We start from the raw sequence: 19,235 nt of genomic DNA, 5'->3' as shown, positions 1-19,235 counted from the left end.
TTAAAAAAGCTGCCGAACGCCTAGCCAATGATTGGCAAACTCGGTCAAGCAATCATACTCATCTTGACTGACTATCGTATCGTGTAACATCACTGTATGCAACGTACTCAGCCATTGCCGGTACGTATGATAAGCATAAAAATGGCGCGTACTATCATTGCCCGCCTTATCTACACTATCTGCATTGCCGTCCTGTATATGAGCATTATAATCTATTTGAGCGCCGCCCTGTTGCCTCTGTCGATAATTATCATCACCTTTGGCTTGAGAACTAGACGATTGACTGGCAGATGCTATAAAAATAGGTACCGTTTCTATCAATGCCAGTAATTGAACACTATTTAAACTTTGCGCAGTCAATAACAACCATTGCAAATTTGCCTCACTAACGGCTGCTAAATCAATATCAATCAAACGTGCATGACGGCGTAAATCTACAAGATAATGAGCAACGCTAGCACTATTATAGCTGAGCACTGAAATAGGTGTTGAGATAGGTGCTGAGCTATCTAGTGCAGATATTATCTGCCCTTTAGCATCCTTTGATAAGCGATAAGCCAATAAAGTAAGCATTGTTTTCGCGGCAACATCAAGACCATCAAACACCTGTCCTGACGGGTCAAGCTGAGCATAAATATCATCCGTGCCAGCGTGCAATACTTGCTGCCATTGATAGTATGGATATTGAGGGTGAAGATGCGACTGAACCTGTGTATCATTTAATACGGCAGACAATACGGGTAATAATTGCTGCAGCTGTAGCGCCTGCCATAACGCTAAAATCGAAGGCGACCGAGACAACCGAGAGCGCGTATTCTCTAAAGGATTTAATAATGATTGAGACTTATCAATAGAAGCATCATTATCTATAGTATCAGCAAATTTTTGGCTTAAATCAGCCGTAAGGGAGTTTTTAAACAGCTGAATGATACCTTGCTGATAACGAATTAACATCGTCCGACACTTTTTTTGCTGCATATAATGTTGATGATCTTGATTGCTATGACTGTCTTCATATTTTAAGCGCAATTCATCGATAGCGTTTTCTGATAGATTATGTTGGCGTAGTTGCTTTAGCGCTAACGCAATCAAAGCGCTGTCTAGACGCCGATCAAGATTTGCCACTGCCGCTAATAATTTATGATCGAGTGTATGCGGTAAAATTTGTGTGTTGCCGCTTGTATCAGTTTTAGAGTTAGAATCAGTTTCAGCAGAAAACTTCTTATCCTCATCAAGCCCAAGCCAGATATCAGTTAAATCATAAGTTGCTGTTGTTGAAAGCACACAACCCTGATGACAAAATAGCATGGCTTCAATCAAAGCTTGCGCCCCTAGCGGGTGATAACTGTGATTGAGCACATACTGCGGTAGCGAGACTTTTTGTATGTCATCAATACCAACCAATGTATCAGACGGCAAATCACTATCAGGTTTGGCTTGCCATGGCTTAAGCAACTGATGAGTACCGACATCTTCTGCTTGCACCTGCAAACGCCCATCAATAACAACATCTTGCTCTATAACAAATTCAAGCCCGTTATCGTCCTGCAATTCATTATTTATCTCACTAGTAGAAAAGGCAGCGATTTCTTTTTCGATAGCATCTTTTTCAATAACATCATTGAAGTTACTATTAAGTCTTTTATCAGCCGAATATCGGTTTTTATCGGTCGCGCTTTTATGAATATCTGACGCTGATTGAACTGCAGATACTCGCGATTGATATGCATTTTTCTCTTGCTTATTATTGCTTAGGCTATTTGCTACTATCACGCCCCAATCACCTAAGCGGCGCTGCTCATATATCTCTTTAATCTTTTGTTGATTGATGCGTTTTTCTTTAGCAACCTGCATCGCAAAATCATGATAAGCATTGGCATTGATGGCACTCATGCGCTCAGCCAAACTTGGATGGGTGGCAAACCACGATACGTCACCCAAATCGGCACCACTACTGGCAAAAAAGAAATGACTTAATCCATTGATATCGGCGATGCCAGTTAAGCGCGAACCAAGCGCATCTTGATGAATGGCTTTTAGGGTTTCTATAATCGCCGGCGAACGTGTCAGCTGCACACTGGTCGCATCAGCAAGCAACTCGCGCTCACGGTTAAAGCTGTGCTTAATCAGCTGCGCACTAGCCATACTGGAAAAGCTCAATCCATGTATTAATAATGTCCAAATATTGCGCGGTACTTGACTATCAAACCTATTATTATTTTGTAGCCATCGTGACTGGCTCTTAGCTGATGATTGCTGGCCTTGTGATTGGCTTTGCCAGTAGGCGACCCATTCACTATGAGTGGTAAAGTTGGCTGTCTGCGCTTCAGTGCTACGCGCATGGCTATCAATCGCTCTTTGCGGTAAAGGGTTGCTTTGATTGACCGCACTATTAATAAAAGAGCCATCAAAATAGTTTTGCTGACTGTTTTTATGACTGACTTTATAACTAGAACCAAAATTATTAATAGAATCACTCCAGTCATAGAGTAATTGCAAGCCTGCTAACACCACCATTAGCTGTAAATTAAACGTCGCATCGCCATGTAAGATATGACCATACTCATGCCCTATCAGCCCGTATAGCGCCTCATCAGATAGCTTATCTAGCGCGCCTTGAGTGACGACGAGCACCATATCCTGACTATGGCGACCCGCGACAAAGCCATTGATACCTTGCTCATCAGGCAGCACATAGAGAATTGGCATACGCAAACCGGAAGCAATGGCTAGCTGCTGGGCAATCTCATAATAACGCCGATAGACAGGCGGGAAATCACGCTCATCACGCACCGCAATATGCCGGGCACTAAAGCGAACCTTTGCTGCAGGCTCATGCTGATGAGCAACCCCTTGGCTATGCTCCCAAGCATCTTGGCTGTGGTCGATAAACAATCGCACCGCTCCCACGCGCTGAGCAATCGCACGACCACCTGCTTTTAAGCGTCTATACTCTAAAAAACTGCCCGCAACAAAGCTACCGATTGTCCATACGACCACCAGTATTAATACCCAATGATAAATGCCACCGGTAAATAGCGTCAGCAGCAGCGCCATAACACCAAGTGCCACCGCAATATGGGCAAAGACAATCAGAAAAAATAGCCCATAGAGCAATAAGCTGCGCTGAGTACGGGTTCGCTGTGCACCAAAAAAATCCATCTATTACTCTTACCTAACCATAACTAAGTGCATTTGACATTATGTAAATATCAGCCCATATCGACAACAGGTGCTTGAGCAATTGCCTTTCTGTCTTCAAACACCAACGGGCTAAGTGGACGAAAGCCAAAGGTGCTACTGACAAGATTGTTTGGGAACATTTCACGGTCATTGTTATAAAACATTACGCTGTCATTATAATGCTGACGGGCAAAGCCAATCCGGTTTTCGGTATTGGTCAGCTCATCCATCAGCTCTTTAATCATGCTATCCGCTTTTAGCTCAGGGTAAGCCTCCACAACCGCTGAGAATTGCCCCAAGGCTTTCGACAACATACTCTCTGCTTTGGCAAACAACGCCATGTGTTCAAGGGAGTCTGGCTGATGCTTAGTAGAATCTTGCAGACTCTGAGCATGATTACGCGCGCCAATCACGCGAGTCAGCGTCTCTTCTTCATGGGTCAGATAACGTTTGGCGGTTTCGACCAAATTTGGAATCAAATCATGACGGCGCTTTAGCTGTACATCGATTTGCGCAAAGCCATTTTTTGCTTGGTTACGGGCACGTACCAGCTTATTAAATACTGACACCCCAAAAACCACAATCAATATGACCACTGCAATGAATAACCAAACAAACATTTTCATTATCAGACTCCAAAAGGTTTTGTATTTATACTATTGTTAATAAAGGTTACTACAATGTATTTTACCCCATATATATTGCTCAAAGTCCAAAATCGGACGAAATGCAGGCGAAAAAAAGCCCTTTACAATGAAGGACTTATTATTAGGTTTGACTCTTTAAAACGATATAGCAGGAGTATCAGCAAATTTTAGGCAAAAAAGCGACCCCATCAGCACATCCTCGGCACACATTATAACTATTACCGTTGCTACCTTCCGGTCCCGGCGGGATTCATAGAACAATGTTGCGAGGCTACCAATGGAGCCACCAGTTGCAGATTATACAAGAATTTTTTATTATTACAACCCCTATCGTCAAACTGTTTGCTTTAGAGACTCAATGAGCCTGTAACTTAAGTGACAAAATTCTCACAGCAACCCGTGTATTTTTTGCTATTTTACCTAAGGTCTGTTGAATAAAAAATGAATACAAACAACAGCGGATATAACAATGCGCATTATAACAACGTAAATCAATGTGACTCAGATAATTGAGATTACCATTACTAGCACTCATTAGGAGATAATTATGAAAAACACTTGGATGAACAAAGCCGCACTTGCTACGGGTACGGCCGCCTTACTGACCGCGATGATGGGTAGCGCCCATGCAGAACCCACAGGCTACGATCAGCTGACTTTTCAAACAGAAGTCAAAGAAGAAGTCCAAAACGATGAAGTTCGCGCCAGTATGTATAAAAAAGCACAGGCTACAGATGCTAAGACGCTAGCTACAACGCTTAATACTTCGATCAATAACGCGATGAAAATCGCCAAACGCTACCCTAGTGTGACGGTCAGTACCGGTCAGCAGCGCACTTATCCGCGCTATGATAAAAATGACAAAATCATTGGTTGGACAGGACAAGCCAGCATCGACTTAAAGAGCACTGACTTTGCCGCGACCAGTCAGCTGATTGCAGACTTGCAAGAGACCTTAGTGATGGAAAACCTAAACTTTGGGGTTTCAGACGCTAAAAAAGATGCGCTAGAGCAAAAGCTTATGACCGATGCTTCTCGTGCTTTTCAGCAGCAGGCTAAAAACCTGACTCGTGCATGGGATGCGCGTGGCTATCGCGTCGTCACTGTCAATCTAAATGCCGGCAGCAACTACCCTCGCCCTATGTATAGCGCGATGAATATGAAAGCTGAAGCGGCGGATGCCTCAGTACCAAGCCAAAGCTTTGAATCGGGCAACAGTACCATTTCAGTGACTGCGAATGGCACGATTGAGTTAACGAAATAAATGCAGAGGTAATGAGTTAAGCAATAGATATTATTACTAACTCCTACCAATAAGGGCAATCACTGCTTTCAGTGATTGCCCTTATTTTATGTCTATCAATTATTATTAATATATTACCGCTAACTTTTTATTATTAACATTTAACACAGTGATTCAGAGTTATTTTTTTACCGGTTCTTCAAGCGTCATGGGTGTATCAACTATGGGTTTATCAACTATTGGCTTAGTAAATGACAACATATTAGGCTGTTTGCCATCTTGACGCATTTTTAGTAACACTTTTTGATACCAAGGCAGACGCTGATACGCCAAAAACTGCTCTGCTAATTTCTTATTTTTTTGCAAGGTTTGCGTATTTTGGATGACATAGACGGTACGCTCGACCTGTTTTGCTATCTGCCCTTTCTTATTTTTTATCACGGCTTTAACGTTATGCGTACCCGGCAGAATATCGACAGTTGCAATCGAGGCGCTCAAACCCTGCGCCACTTCGTTACCATCTAAGTAAATGCTGACACTATCGCCTGCTTGTAGTGCCGGTTTTACTTGCACCTTTACCTCAATAGTTTGTACGGGACGACGATACGCCCGTTCTTCGCTAGGCTCTGTCATGGTCAGCTGATAGTTAATGGGCGCTTTATTAGCGGTTGAGTCACTGTTGGCAGTGGTGCCAGTGGTATTAGCAGCAGCAGGCGCTTGGGCGGTATTGACAGGCTGATTGTTGGCATTACTTGTTTGACTAGAACTATTTGCACCCACACCCACACTGCCGCTGCTAGTCATGACGCTGGTTTGGCTAATTTGCTTGCCTGCTTGCTGTTCATAGTTCTGCGGACGGTCGGTAAAGGTGACTTGACCGGTCTTCTCATCAACAACTTTATAAATAGCAGCGGCATTTGCCACAGGTGCGTAGAGACTGGCTGTGCTGATAATCAAACCTGTTAGTAGGCTTAGCGACAACCTTTTATTGAAAACAGTACTTTTTAATGATGAAATCATAGTCAGTTAGCCTAGTAGATATTTATTATTAATATATAGATGAAACCATTATGCGATATTTTTAACATTAAATCAGCAATGACTTCACACTAAATCGACCAATTAAACACGCACTTTGATTGAACAAAAAAACCAGCTAAGAATTACTTAACTGGTTTTTTTATCGAGAATTTGGCGTTTTAACTATAGATTAGCAGCTATAGTACAAGTCAAACTCAACTGGATGAACAGTAATGTTGACGCGCTGTACTTCTTCTTGTTTAAGCGCAATATAGGCTTCTAGCATCTCTTTAGTGAATACATCACCTTTTAATAAGAACTCGTGATCTTCTTTCAACGCTTGTAGCGCCACTTCTAAGTTTTCAGCAACCGTTGGAATGAGTGCTTCTTCTTCTGGTGGTAAGTCATACAAGTTTTTATCAGCGGCTTCGCCTGGATGCATCTTGTTTTGAATACCATCAAGACCTGCCATCAATAACGCCGCAAACGCTAGGTATGGGTTGGCTGCTGGGTCAGGGAATCGAGCTTCAACACGCACCGCTTTTGGGCTACTAACGTGTGGAATACGGATAGATGCTGAGCGGTTAGACGCTGAGTACGCAAGCTTGATAGGCGCTTCATAATGAGGCACAAGGCGCTTATAGCTGTTGGTCGATGGGTTGGTAATCGCATTCAAGGCACGCGCATGCTTGATAACACCGCCAATAAAGTATAGCGCGGTTTCTGAAAGACCAGCATATTCATCACCTGAGAAGGTATTGACACCGTCTTTTGAGATAGAAATATGCACGTGCATGCCTGAACCATTATCACCGACCACTGGTTTTGGCATAAAGGTTGCGGTTTTGCCAAACTGATGGGCAACGTTATGGACCGCATATTTTAGCTTTTGCACTTCATCCGCTTTACGAACGAGCGTATTAAAGGCAACGCCAATCTCTAACTGACAAGGGGCAACTTCATGATGATGGACTTCGATACAACCTTCACCAACCATATCTTCGATACGCTCGCACATCACTGCACGCATGTCTTGTGAGCTATCAACGGGTGGTACTGGTACATAGCCGCCTTTGACGCGTGGGCGATGCCCCATATTGCCCCACTCATAGTCTTTATTGGTTGACCAAGCCGCTTCTTCAGCAACGATTTCATGGCTGACGCCAGACATGTTAATCGACCATTTTACTTCGTCAAATACAAAAAACTCAGGCTCAGGACCAAAAAAAGCCGTATCACCAATACCGGTAGACTTTAAGTATTCTTCAGCGCGGCGGGCGATAGAGCGTGGGTCACGGTCATAGCCTTGTAGCGTTGATGGCTCGATGATATCACAAGTCACAACCACCGTAACCGCATCAAAGAACGGGTCGATAAAGGCGGTCTCTGGATCAGGACGTAAAATCATATCTGAGGCTTCAATACCCTTCCAACCAGCAATCGATGAGCCATCAAACATTTTGCCATCTTCCATCACTTCTTCGTCAACGCGGTGCGCTGGAAAGCTCATGTGATGCTCTTTGCCGCGCGTATCGGTGAAACGAAAATCGACCCATTTGGCATTGGATGATTTGATAAGATCAAGTAGTTTATTCGACATGGATAGTTTCCCTTATGGTTATCATGGTACTGAAATTAAAACTTAGGATTAAAAATATTAGATTCTAGAAAATCGGTATTATCAGCGTTATTTACTCAGTATGTCTCTTTACTCTTAACGGTAATTTTCTTAACCGACTACAAGCAGCAGCTATTTTAGCAACATCTGGCTCATAATGCTGAACTGTTCAAATGCATATTAATAAATAACGCTGCATTCCTTCGTAGCGCATTACTTCGTAGCGCATTGTTTCGTAGCACATTGTTTCGTAACGTTAGTTACTAATACTGATTATGGGTGCAACTGCTATGCCAATTCTGAGTACCACTATAAAAATTTTAATATAATACAAAGCCGTAAATCATAATTATTAATAGTAAATACAGATAGTTATGTCAGAAATATTGGCATACTAAAAAATGATTTGCATGACAACGGTAGTTTGTAATCCTTAACCATGAAAGTATAACATAACGATAAACGCACTATAGAAGCGCATAAATAGCACTTTATTAATAATTGTCGCACTTTTATAGTGCATCCGTTATCTATTAGAGGGCGGCTGGGCTACATTTGATAGATGGCAAAATAGTGTTAAGATAACGACGTTTAATATCGCAAGCTTAACAAGCCTTTCGCATTATAAAAATGGCTGCGCTTTATAAATGAGCATAAAAACTATCATGACCAAGCATAAAACCGTAAAGTACCTGCATAGCAATACGTCTAAGATTCTAAAGTTAGAAATACTAAGTTAAAGATTCTAAGTTGAAAACATAATGATTTTGATGATCGATAATTACGACAGCTTTACCTACAATATTGTACAGTACTTCGGTGAATTGCAGCAGGACATCAGGGTTTGGCATAACGATGACATCAGTATTGATGAGATTAAAGCGCTTGCGCCAGATGCCATTGTTATTGGTCCTGGCCCCTGTGACCCTGACCGCGCCGGTATCTCGTTAGAGGTCATTGAGACGTTTAAAGGCATTATCCCGATATTAGGTATTTGCTTGGGTCATCAGGCCATTGGCCAAGCGTTTGGCGGCAAAATCGTCAAAGCAAGCGAGGTCATGCATGGGCGTTTATCGGCTATTTATCATAATGGACAAGGGGCGTTTGTCAACTTGCCCAATCCAGCAAAGTTTACCCGTTATCACTCGCTAGTGATTGAGCAAGCAAGCTTACCAGAATGCTTTGAGGTTAGCGCTTGGACTCAAAATGCTAATGGCGATATTGAGGAAATCATGGGCATTCGCCACCGCGAGTTTGCAATTGAGGGCGTTCAGTTTCATCCTGAGTCGATTTTAAGCGAAGCCGGTTATCAGCTGCTGAATAACTTTTTACAAACGCACAATCTAGCCGTAATATCGTCAGATGAGCTACCGCAAGTAGGCTAGCTGTTTTAAAAGAAAAACTCTATTTAACCCAATGAATGTATTTATACGACAATTATAAAAGATAATAATAAGTGAGAATATTATGACCTCTGCCGCTATGCAGGATGAAAAATCAATGATGGAACAGATTAATAAGAGCAATCAAATTAACCAAACGCAGAAAGCGGTTGAAGACATCAATCAGCTCTCAGATGAGAATATTCATAAACTCCTAACCACCGCTTTAGGCAGGATTTTTCAGCATATTGATCTGACCTTTGATGAGATGTATCAAGTCATGCTCATTATCATGCAAGGCAGATGTAGCGATGCTATGATGGGCGCGATTTTGACTGGTTTACGTATGAAAGGTGAGTCAATTGACGAGATTACAGCGTCAGCAAGCGCCATGCGTGCTTTAGCCGCCAATATCAGCCCAAAAGACTGTCGTTATATGGTCGATATCGTCGGTACAGGTGGTGATGGGGCTAACTTATTTAACGTGTCAACAGCCGCAGCCTTGGTAGCAGCCGCAGCGGGGGCGCAAGTCGCTAAGCATGGCAACCGCGGCGTTTCGACCAAATCTGGTAGCTCAGACTTACTTGAACAAGCAGGTATTAGCCTTACGCTGACCCCCGAACAAGCGCAGCAATGTATTGAAAATCAAGGCATTGGTTTCTTATTTGCGCCCAATCATCATAGTGCGATGCGCTACGCCAATCCGGTACGCCGTGAGCTAAAAGCGCGGACGATTTTTAATATCTTAGGTCCACTGACCAACCCTGCTGGCACGCCAAATCTCGTTATCGGCGTCTTTACCGCGCAGCTATGTGAGCCTTTAGCAAAAGTGATGAAAAACTTGGGCGCGCGCCATGTGATGGTGGTCGGTGCAAAAGATGGTTTGGACGAAATCAGTCTCGCGACCTCGACCACGGTGGCTGAGTTAAAAGATGGTGAAATATCTGTTTATGAGATGATGCCAGAAGATGCCGGCGTCGAATCACAAACCTTAATTGGCCTTGATGTAGATTCTCCAGCACAAAGTCTTGAGCTGATTCGTGCCGCTTTATCAGGAGTAGATACTACCGACCGCGCTGTCCTAAAAGCTCGTGATATGATTGCCTTAAATGCCGGTGCCGCGATATATACCGCAGGACTTGCCAGTAACTATCCGAATGGCGTGAGCCGCGCACAAAAAGTCATTCAAAATGGTGATGCTTTAATTAAGCTTGATGACCTAGCCAAATATACGCAGCAATTAGCTGACCAAGCTTAATAAGCTAAATGCTTAGCATTAATAAAAAAGTACGTTACTCATAACCTTGTTAATCGCAACTATTTATGCAGCCTTAATTTATTTGCCTAATTGTTACCCTAATTTTTTTACCAAATAACGGAGTATAGCCATGACCGCCAATCTAAAATCAGACACCGCTATTCCTTCAGTGTTGCAGCGTATCGTCGCCACCAAACATGAGGAAGTTGCTGCTGCTCGTGCAGCAGTATCGCTTGAGGCATTAAAAGCACAAGTTGCTGCTGATACACAGCCCCGTCGCGGTTTTGCCAGTGCTTTACGCGGCGCTGATATTGGTATCATTGCTGAGATTAAAAAAGCCTCGCCATCTAAAGGTATTATCAATCATAACTTTGAGCCCGCGCTGTTTGCTAAGCAATATGAGCAAGCCGGTGCCAGTTGTTTATCAGTACTCACCGACCGTGATTATTTCCAAGGTGATGATAGCTACTTAATCCAAGCACGCGAATCTTGCAGCTTACCGATATTGCGCAAAGATTTTATGGTAGATGTATATCAGATTTATCAATCTTACTTGATGGGTGCAGATTGCATCTTGCTAATTATGGCCTGCCTTGACGATACCCAAGTACAAGAATTGCACGCGCTAAGCATCGAGCTTGGTATGGATGTATTGATTGAAGTACATACCAAGGCTGAGCTTGAGCGCGCCCTACAACTGCCACGCTCAGCGCACAATATCTATGGTATTAATAATCGTGACTTAAATACCTTTGATGTCGACTTACAAACCACGCTCGAGCTAAAAAATATATTAATCGAAGCCTTAGCAGCTGATGTTGATAGCAGCATGCTGTTACCAAAGACGTCGCCACTGATTGTCACCGAAAGCGGTATCCATAGCAGCGACGATATTCGTTTGATGCTCAATAACGATATTCAGCACTTTTTAATCGGTGAACAATTTATGAAAACCGATCATCCAGGGCAAGCGTTACAATCCTTACTTGCGAGCGTTGCAGCACAGGCGTAAAGTAAGCTAAATCGATTTTTTATGTACTATATAAACCATTAAGCCACTCATTCACTCACCAACGATACGTTAACTATTATGTCAAACTCTCTGTTTTCAAAAGAAATGCAAGACCAATTAAAAGAGCTCAAAGGGCAACTGAGTAAAGGTCGTGATACCAACTCAGCGGATGGCGACAATGAAAAGCCAACCGAACCTGTGTCACTGTTGACGCAAAAACAAGTTAAAAAAACGGTCAAGCAATTAGATAGCGAACATATCGACGACGATAAAGTGCTATTTATGCAAGCGATGCATGGCGTCAATCAATTAGAAGATAAAAATGTACGCTCGCCTGCCAATGCCTCAAAAGCCGGCAAGCTTGACGCCGCAACGTTATCCAAACGTGCCGCAGCTCAAGGTAGTGAAGCAAGTGATTTGGGCGCAGGCTTGTCAGATATGCAAGCATTACTCAATCCGGTCGCTGCTGAAGCGTACTTGTCTTATAAGCAGCCTACCTTGCAAAACAAAATCTTTGATCAACTCAAAAAAGGCAAGCTACGTTGGTATGATGCGGTAGATATTCATGGCTGCACCATCGAAGAAGCACGCGTGGCAATGACCCAACTACTAAGCCAAGCAAAGCAAAACAATGAAACCATGGTAAAAATTGTCCATGGTAAAGGTTCTGAAGCGATTTTAAAAACATGCGTTAATGGTTGGTTGCGTCAACTACCAGAAGTATTGGCATTTTGCTCTGCCCCGCCTAAAGATGGTGGTAATGGCGCAGTATTAGTCTTACTTAAAAAGCCTAAAAATGATGGCGAGTAGTTTTTAGTTTTAGCTTAGTATCGCAATAAAAAGGACTGCAATTGGCAGTCCTTTTTTATAAAGAAAATCATAAAATTTTTTAATCATAAGCTTTAACTATATACGCCATTATTTTTATATCTCTATTTTTCCGTTTAAAAAACAGTGAAATCAGAATTATTATGACCATACAAACTATCCAAGATATTAAAGAATTAAAAGCGCATATCAGCGCTTTGATTGCTATCGAACCAAGATTTGCGCCTGTTTATAAGCAAGTTAGCGTGCCTGATTTACGCCATAATGCTGGCGGCTTTACACAAATAATGAGAGCAATGGTTGGGCAACAGCTGTCTGTAGCAGCGGCAGCAAGCATTTGGCAACGCTTAGTAGATACAGGATTGACGACACCGTCAGCGATTCATGCAGCGACAGATGAGGACTTACGAGCACAGGGGCTATCCAAGCAAAAAATTCGTTATACGCGCTCTTTAGTCGAGCACAATATAGATTTTGCCGCCTTAGAAGCCCTGCCCGATGACGAAGTTATCAAAACCTTGACCGCCGTTATCGGTATTGGGCGCGGGACGGCTGAGATGTATCTGCTGTTTTCATTACAACGAGCCGATGTGCTGGCAGTCGATGATTTGGCGATTAAAGTGGCGGCAATGGACTTGTTAGGGCTAGCAGAACGCCCAACGCCAAAACAATTAAAAAATCTGACTCAAGATTGGTCGCCGCATCGTAGCGCTGCCAGCTTATTGCTATGGCAATACTATGGTTTCTTACGTCAAAAAAATGCCGTACCTTTATAAGCGGCACTTTTATAAGACGTACATTTATAGCCATCTAACTAAATAGCTCTCTGACGAACAAAACGTGGCGTAAGTTATTAAGCAAAACTATCACATGACACCCTAAGGCTGATTCCAAATAGAAAAACCAAATTTTCTTTTGGCACGCTTAAATTTATTTTTTACCAATGCCTTTCTTTTTTGTTGACGCTCTTTATCTAAGTTAATTTTTTTATGCTTGGCTTCTTTGTTTGCTTGGATTTCAGCTGCTTTATTATCCTTGGTTTTGTCCACCTCTTTGCTTAAATCAACCCCATTCTGCTCACCGTCTATATCATCACTGTTGCTGATGTCATTAACGTCATGATTGACGTCATGATTAACCTCAGTCTTATTCTCATCAGTGCTTAAATTGTCTTCTACCGCTTCACTACCATTATCCTCGATATCATTTAACATTTGATGCTCAAGCTCAGCTTGATTGACAATCAGCTGCTGGGTTGGCAAGGCATGCTCGATCTTGTATTTCGCTACTTGGTTTAAGATGTCGACAAATAACACGTTTTGTTTGTCATAAAACTCGGTAATTCCATTGGCATTGACGTAAGCCTGTAATTGGATAACGTAGCAATCTTGGCGTAGCTCTAAAATATTGACCTGATTCCATTCTTGGTTGGTTAGATAGTGCTCATCTAAAAACGCATCCAAGTCTTTGACCATTTTAAATACCACCTCAATATCAGCGGTACGCTTGAGATATAACTGGTGCAAAAAACGGAACATATCACGCGAGGTAAAATTTTCAATTTGCATCGATGAAAAATCACCGTTTGGCACAGTGACGATGGTGCGCGACAAGGTACGTACCCGTGATGAACGAATGCCAATATCGACAACCGTGCCTTCATAGGTACCAAATTTACAATAATCACCGATACGCACGGGCGAATCCGCTACCACCACCACACTACCAACCAAGTTCTCAATCGTCTTTTGCGCACCAAGGGCTAAGGCCAAACCACCGACCCCCAATGCCGCAATACCTGTGGTCAAGTCAAAGCCCAAATTACCAAAGATGACGATAACGGCAAATATCAATAATAGGGCTTTGACCACTTTACGCAGCAGCCCCAAGATAGAAACACGTTCGGTATAGTTTTTCTTATAGCTTAAATTGACCGCGCGGGTAAATATCGAATCGATAACGCGTAATAACAACCAAGTGGTCGCCACCCAAGAGGCAATATCAGTAAAGCGATTGACCGGCTCACGCAATGTCACTGAGACACCCGCATAAACCATCACCTCGGACAATATCAGCGCCATAACCACTACTGCCAGTGGCAATATCACATTATCAGGTAAGGGTAATGCCTCGCCACGAATACGCGGATAAGCCAGTTTTAATAAGTGATAGAGCAGCCAAACCAAAATATAAGTCAGTATAAAGCTACTGACAATCATGGTGAGGGCAGCAAATAAATCCGCCATCTGGTAACCAAACAGCTTTTTGCCTTCTAATGAATCAATGGTATAGCGAGAAACCAACGTCGGCTCATAGTTCTCTATCACCTCTGGTACAGCATCAAGCGTGTCACTCGAAAACTGCCAATACTGCTCCCCTTCCTTAGACACAACCCTTTCGAGCAGCAGCGGCACGCTTTTATCGCCAACATTAATCACGCCCACGCTTTCTTGGCTAGGTGGTAGCTGATCGGTTAAATTGCCCTCAGGGGTATTGTTAATCTGTAAGTCAGGCTGAAAACGTCCACCGGCATCGAGCGCTTGCTTAAACTGGCGCACAATGGTGGTTGGATTATCAGATTTGGACAAATTTAAATAATTGCTTGCCAGCAGATAGTCGTTTTCCCCTAACGCTCCGATAAACCCTTGTACTGTATGGCGCGGCGTATCGCGACCAAACGAATCTGGTATCGAGGTTTTGGTCGTCTCCTCACTCTGACCACCCACACCGAGTATGCTGGCTTCGGCGGCAGTCGCACTATGCGAAAAGACGATGCTTAATAGGCTTAATACGCTCAATATCATCGCAAACAGAAACGCCGTCATCATAAGCGGCGTTTTCGGAGATGAGATTGATAGAGATGGCGCGGTACGAGCACTCAGATAACGCTGAATAGACAAAACAAACCTCTTAGCTTGATGAATGGCACAACAGAAAAATAGATAAAACCTGCCCTATGATAGCAATTATTTATGACGGCAATGCTTTTGATTGCGTGTTTTTATCGCAGTCTTTATTAGGCAATTATATTTTAACTTCTTATATTTAGGCATTCACTTCTTATCGCCGCTCTACCTATGTAATTTAGGAATATACCCACTGTAGTGTATTTTATTTAATTAAGTCATTTAAGTGCATAAACAACCATCTATCATGAAAGCTGCTCAGCTTATAATGAATAAACATTAGGTTAAAGTGGTTTATAAGTAAGAGAACTTTATAGATAATAAGCGCGTGTAATATAGGTAATACTTTTTGTAAATATTAGCGTCTCAGCTTTCGCATCTGTAACTTTCTGACATGATCAATTTGGAATTAAATATGGCTTTATCCCGTTCGTCTTCGACCACCTATCTTCGGTTGTGTATTTTAAGTGCTTTAGGCGTATTTGCCATGAGTGCTACAGCCGCGACTGCTGACAGTAGCGCTATTGATGATAGCGAGCTGCCACAAGTTGAGCTTGATAAAATCGTCGTCACGGCCACACGTACACCGACTAAGACCAGCAATGTCATTGCTCAGACTCGGGTGATTGATAAAGAAGAGCTACAACGTTATCAGGGTCAGACAGTTACTGATATATTGAAGAATCAGCCTGGTATAAACATTATTCAAAGTGGCGGCATGGGTACAGCCAGTAATTTTTATATGCGCGGCTTTGATAGTAAGCAAGTATTAGTGATTATCGATGGTATACGATATGGTTCTATCTCTTTGGGCAGCCCATCTCTGAACTTATTATCCGCCGACCAAATTGATCGCATCGAAATTTTATATGGTGCCTCAGGTTCTAGTATTTACGGTTCTGATGCTATGGGCGGTGTTATTCAAATTTTCACCAAGGGCAATAATGTAGAACAATCCAATGTTTTTACGACTGTTGGTTATGGCAGTAATGATCACTACCAAGTTGGCGTAACAGGTCAGCTTAAAAATGAAACCTCATCATTGAGCTTAGGTGTCAGTCGCAATGAAACAGACGGTTTTAACGCGATTGCTAATGCCAATTCTTACGATTACAATGCGGACGATGATGGTTTCAAATCGACCAATGCCAGTTTGGCATTGCAGCACAAGCTATCAGACTCGCTAAGCGCGGGAATAAGTGCCTTGTATACCGACTCCACTACTGACATTGACTCAGCAGGAAACGCGTTTCCAAATGCCTATTCAGATCAAAAAAATGGCAGTGCAAATGCTTATCTTCAATACAAAACGCCTTTAACGGTCAGCAAACTTAGCTATGGACAAAGTGTTGATAAAGCCACTTCTCATGATGCCAACTCTATTAACTATCAACAAGGTAGTCAGTTCGATAACACGCAAGAGCAAGCACGCTTAGAGACCAGTATTAACGCGCAGCCTGGTACTATTATCGTTGGCGCAGAATGGTTATCACAAAAATTAGACGCCTCAGATGTTTTAGTCTATCCACCTTACCCTGACACCACTCCTCCTGTTCAAACCGCTTATGACCCTGACGACAGAACCGTTAAAAGTGCTTTTGTTGGCTATCAATTGTCAGAGTCTTATTACGACCTACAAGCCAATTATCGTGTAGATGACAACTCTCAATACGGTAATGAGAGCACTTACAATCTAGGGGCTGCCATACATCCAATGGCAGGTATGCGCATTGGCGCAAATTATGCCACAGGTTTTCGTGCCCCTACGTTTAACGACTTATACTGGCCTGGTTTCAGCAACCCCAACCTAAAACCTGAAAGAACAGAGAACACAGAAGTATTCGTTGAATATGCTAATGACATGCAGACGTCTCGATTGACAGGCTATCATACAGATGCAGAGGACCTCATTGCTAATGCTACAAACATCAGTGAAGCGAAAATCAAAGGCTTAAGCTTAACCTCAGACTGGAATATGGATGCCTTTATATTTGGTCTTGGTTACGACTACTTAGATGCAAAGGACAAAACTGCCAATAGCACCAGCTATGACCAACAGCTTGCCTACCGTCCTAAAAATAGCGGTATGATTTATGTTGGTTATCAACAACCTACTTTCGATGTTCGTCTTGAAGCCAAACATACGGATGATAGAAGTACTGCCGAAAATAATAAACTGGATAGCTACACCTTGCTTAATTTAAGTGGCAGCGCCTATATTACGCCTAAACTTCGCGCTAACTTGCGTATAGATAATATTACTGATGAGGAATATACCCTTGCCAGTCAATTCGGCAATGAGTACGCCACAGAAGGCACCAGCTATTTCGGCTCTTTAACTTATAACTGGTTCTAAGCTGATTTTAATAGCGTAAAATTTAGTGTTTGTCTAATTATAAAAGGTCATCCAACGATGGCCTTTTTTTGTGCCTGCCAAAAAGGCAAAATCACTTATGCCGATGCTGCCTAATATTTATGTTATCCAATAGGTGACAATCGCAGATTCATCTATTACAATAACGACCTCCGAGAGGTGTTGCGCCATAATGAATGCTTATTGCATTGAAGCTTTATCGCTTTGCAAATTATTTGTTATGTTAGGCTCGGTTAACTGTCGATTGCCAATTTTTGGTTATTGACAGCGCAAATAACGGCACCTGCGTTTTTATTCTTTTTATCTATTAACTGATAGGAGCATATTATGGACGCAGTGTCTAACACCCCATCTGCCCATACGATCGATCCCTCTTTCACCGACTATAAAGTCGCCGACATCAGCCTTGCTGACTATGGTCGCCGTGAAATCTCACTTGCTGAAGCCGAAATGCCTGCCCTAATGGGGTTGCGTCGTCGCTACGAAGCCGATCAACCGCTTAAAGGCGCGAAAATCGCTGGCTGTATCCACATGACCATTCAGACTGCTGTCCTTATCGAGACATTAGTCGCGTTAGGTGCTGAAGTACGCTGGACTTCATGTAACATTTTCTCAACCCAAGACCATGCTGCTGCGGCGATTGCTGCTGCTGGTATCTCTGTTTATGCTTGGAAAGGCGAAACTGAAGAAGAGTACGAATGGTGCTTGCGTCAACAAATCCACGTTGGCGGTGAAGAATCAGGTCAGCTTTGGGATGCAAACTTAATTTTAGATGACGGCGGTGATTTGACCGCGTTGATTCATAATGATTATGCAGAGCTGCTTGATAACATCCATGGTATCTCAGAAGAGACTACTACAGGCGTACATCGCTTGGTTGAGATGCTCAATAAAGGCACGCTAAAAGTACCAGCGATCAACGTCAATGACGCGGTTACTAAGTCTAAAAATGACAACAAATACGGTTGCCGTCATAGCTTAAACGACGCTATCAAGCGTGCAACTGACATGTTCCTTGCTGGTCGCCGCGCCTTAGTTATCGGTTATGGCGATGTTGGTAAAGGTTCTACGCAAAGCTTACGTCAAGAAGGCATGATCGTCCGTGTCTCAGAAGTCGATCCTATCTGTGCTATGCAGGCTTGTATGGATGGCTTTGAAGTATTATCTCCTTACATCAACGGCGATAACACTGGCGGCGCAGAAAACATCAACACCCGTCTGCTTGAAGATACCGACATGATTGTCACCACTACCGGTAACTACCATGTTTGTGACAGACATATGCTAGCGGCTCTTAAACCAGGTGCTGTCGTTTGTAATATCGGTCACTTTGACACCGAAATCGACACGCAGTTTGTGCGTGATAACTGGCGCTGGGTTGAGATTAAGCCACAAGTGCATCAAATCTTCCGCTCAGACGATGAAAACGATTATTTGATTCTGCTTGCTGAAGGTCGTCTAGTGAACTTGGGTAATGCAACCGGTCACCCATCGCGTGTAATGGACGGCTCATTTGCCAACCAAGTATTGGCGCAAATGTATCTGTTTGAAGAAAAATTCGCCGACTTGCCAGCTGACACACGTACTGATAACTTATACGTCAAAGTCTTACCGAAAAAGCTAGACGAAGAAGTGGCTGCGGCGATGGTTGCTGGTTTTAACGGTACGCTAACTAAGCTGACTGAAAAACAAGCGGAGTATTTAGGCGTACCTGTCGAAGGTCCATTTAAGCCTGACGCTTATAAATACTAATAGGAGCCAGAC

The 19,235-nt window shown here is 42.9% G+C and carries 13 protein-coding genes and 1 other RNA gene; 8 read left to right on the top strand and 6 right to left on the bottom strand.

From position 1 onward, the window contains the following. The 3 genes from JMX94_RS08715 to ffs all read right to left on the bottom strand — a co-directional run bounded on the left by JMX94_RS08715 (nt 1) and on the right by ffs (nt 4,110). On the bottom strand, nt 1-3,162 hold the full coding sequence (locus JMX94_RS08715; RefSeq protein WP_201564983.1) for a M48 family metalloprotease: 3,162 nt from the start codon (nt 3,160-3,162) through the stop codon (nt 1-3). A gap of 50 nt (nt 3,163-3,212) precedes the next feature. Then, entirely contained in the window at nt 3,213-3,809 is a 597-nt protein-coding gene (locus JMX94_RS08710; RefSeq protein ID WP_201564982.1) for a LemA family protein, read from the bottom strand. Between the two features lie 204 nt (nt 3,810-4,013). Then, nucleotides 4,014-4,110, bottom strand: an RNA gene (ffs, locus tag JMX94_RS08705) — signal recognition particle sRNA small type. A 267-nt stretch (nt 4,111-4,377) separates the two neighbouring features. Here ffs and JMX94_RS08700 point away from each other — a divergent pair. Further along, nucleotides 4,378-5,094 carry an SIMPL domain-containing protein gene (locus JMX94_RS08700; RefSeq protein ID WP_201564981.1) on the top strand — a complete coding sequence of 239 codons (717 nt, stop codon included), beginning with the start codon at nt 4,378-4,380 and terminating at the stop codon, nt 5,092-5,094. 159 nt (nt 5,095-5,253) lie between these two features. Here the strand turns inward: JMX94_RS08700 and JMX94_RS08695 are convergent, their stop codons facing one another. After that, the gene (locus JMX94_RS08695; RefSeq protein ID WP_227673578.1) at nt 5,254-6,093 is read right to left on the bottom strand and encodes a DUF4124 domain-containing protein; all 840 of its coding nucleotides are present in this window, start codon (nt 6,091-6,093) and stop codon (nt 5,254-5,256) included. Between the two features lie 190 nt (nt 6,094-6,283). Next, on the bottom strand, nt 6,284-7,693 hold the full coding sequence (gene glnA / locus JMX94_RS08690) for a type I glutamate--ammonia ligase (RefSeq protein WP_201564980.1): 1,410 nt from the start codon (nt 7,691-7,693) through the stop codon (nt 6,284-6,286). A 779-nt stretch (nt 7,694-8,472) separates the two neighbouring features. On the opposite strand from glnA, the gene JMX94_RS08685 reads away from it, so the two are divergent. From JMX94_RS08685 to JMX94_RS08665, 5 genes are all read left to right on the top strand, one after another. Further along, the gene (locus tag JMX94_RS08685; protein ID WP_201564979.1) at nt 8,473-9,096 is read left to right on the top strand and encodes an aminodeoxychorismate/anthranilate synthase component II; all 624 of its coding nucleotides are present in this window, start codon (nt 8,473-8,475) and stop codon (nt 9,094-9,096) included. 118 nt (nt 9,097-9,214) lie between these two features. Beyond that, nucleotides 9,215-10,351: an anthranilate phosphoribosyltransferase gene (trpD, locus tag JMX94_RS08680; RefSeq protein WP_201565016.1), complete on the top strand. Its 1,137-nt coding sequence runs from the start codon at nt 9,215-9,217 to the stop codon at nt 10,349-10,351. 130 nt (nt 10,352-10,481) lie between these two features. Continuing rightward, a complete protein-coding gene (gene trpC, locus JMX94_RS08675) occupies nt 10,482-11,363 on the top strand; it encodes an indole-3-glycerol phosphate synthase TrpC (RefSeq protein ID WP_201564978.1) in 882 nt (293 codons plus the stop codon). 78 nt (nt 11,364-11,441) lie between these two features. Beyond that, on the top strand, nt 11,442-12,173 hold the full coding sequence (locus JMX94_RS08670; protein ID WP_201564977.1) for a Smr/MutS family protein: 732 nt from the start codon (nt 11,442-11,444) through the stop codon (nt 12,171-12,173). A 161-nt stretch (nt 12,174-12,334) separates the two neighbouring features. Continuing rightward, nucleotides 12,335-12,967: a DNA-3-methyladenine glycosylase gene (locus JMX94_RS08665; RefSeq protein ID WP_201564976.1), complete on the top strand. Its 633-nt coding sequence runs from the start codon at nt 12,335-12,337 to the stop codon at nt 12,965-12,967. A gap of 102 nt (nt 12,968-13,069) precedes the next feature. On the opposite strand, the gene JMX94_RS08660 is transcribed toward JMX94_RS08665, so the two are convergent. Beyond that, on the bottom strand, nt 13,070-15,019 hold the full coding sequence (locus tag JMX94_RS08660) for a mechanosensitive ion channel family protein (RefSeq protein ID WP_374220410.1): 1,950 nt from the start codon (nt 15,017-15,019) through the stop codon (nt 13,070-13,072). Nucleotides 15,020-15,584: 565 nt separating this feature from the next. Between JMX94_RS08660 and JMX94_RS08655 the strand changes: the two genes are divergently transcribed. Both JMX94_RS08655 and ahcY read left to right on the top strand, forming a co-directional pair. Then, nucleotides 15,585-17,453 carry a TonB-dependent receptor gene (locus tag JMX94_RS08655; RefSeq protein WP_227673577.1) on the top strand — a complete coding sequence of 623 codons (1,869 nt, stop codon included), beginning with the start codon at nt 15,585-15,587 and terminating at the stop codon, nt 17,451-17,453. 345 nt (nt 17,454-17,798) lie between these two features. Continuing rightward, nucleotides 17,799-19,223: an adenosylhomocysteinase gene (ahcY, locus tag JMX94_RS08650; protein ID WP_201564973.1), complete on the top strand. Its 1,425-nt coding sequence runs from the start codon at nt 17,799-17,801 to the stop codon at nt 19,221-19,223. Nucleotides 19,224-19,235: the final 12 nt, after the last annotated feature.

Origin of the sequence: Psychrobacter sp. CMS30, from assembly GCF_904846565.1 — a bacterium.
In the GTDB taxonomy this organism is placed as follows: domain Bacteria; phylum Pseudomonadota; class Gammaproteobacteria; order Pseudomonadales; family Moraxellaceae; genus Psychrobacter; species Psychrobacter maritimus.
The sequence above is the reverse complement of the archived record's forward strand: the minus strand, read 5'-3'. Positions and strand labels throughout refer to the sequence as shown.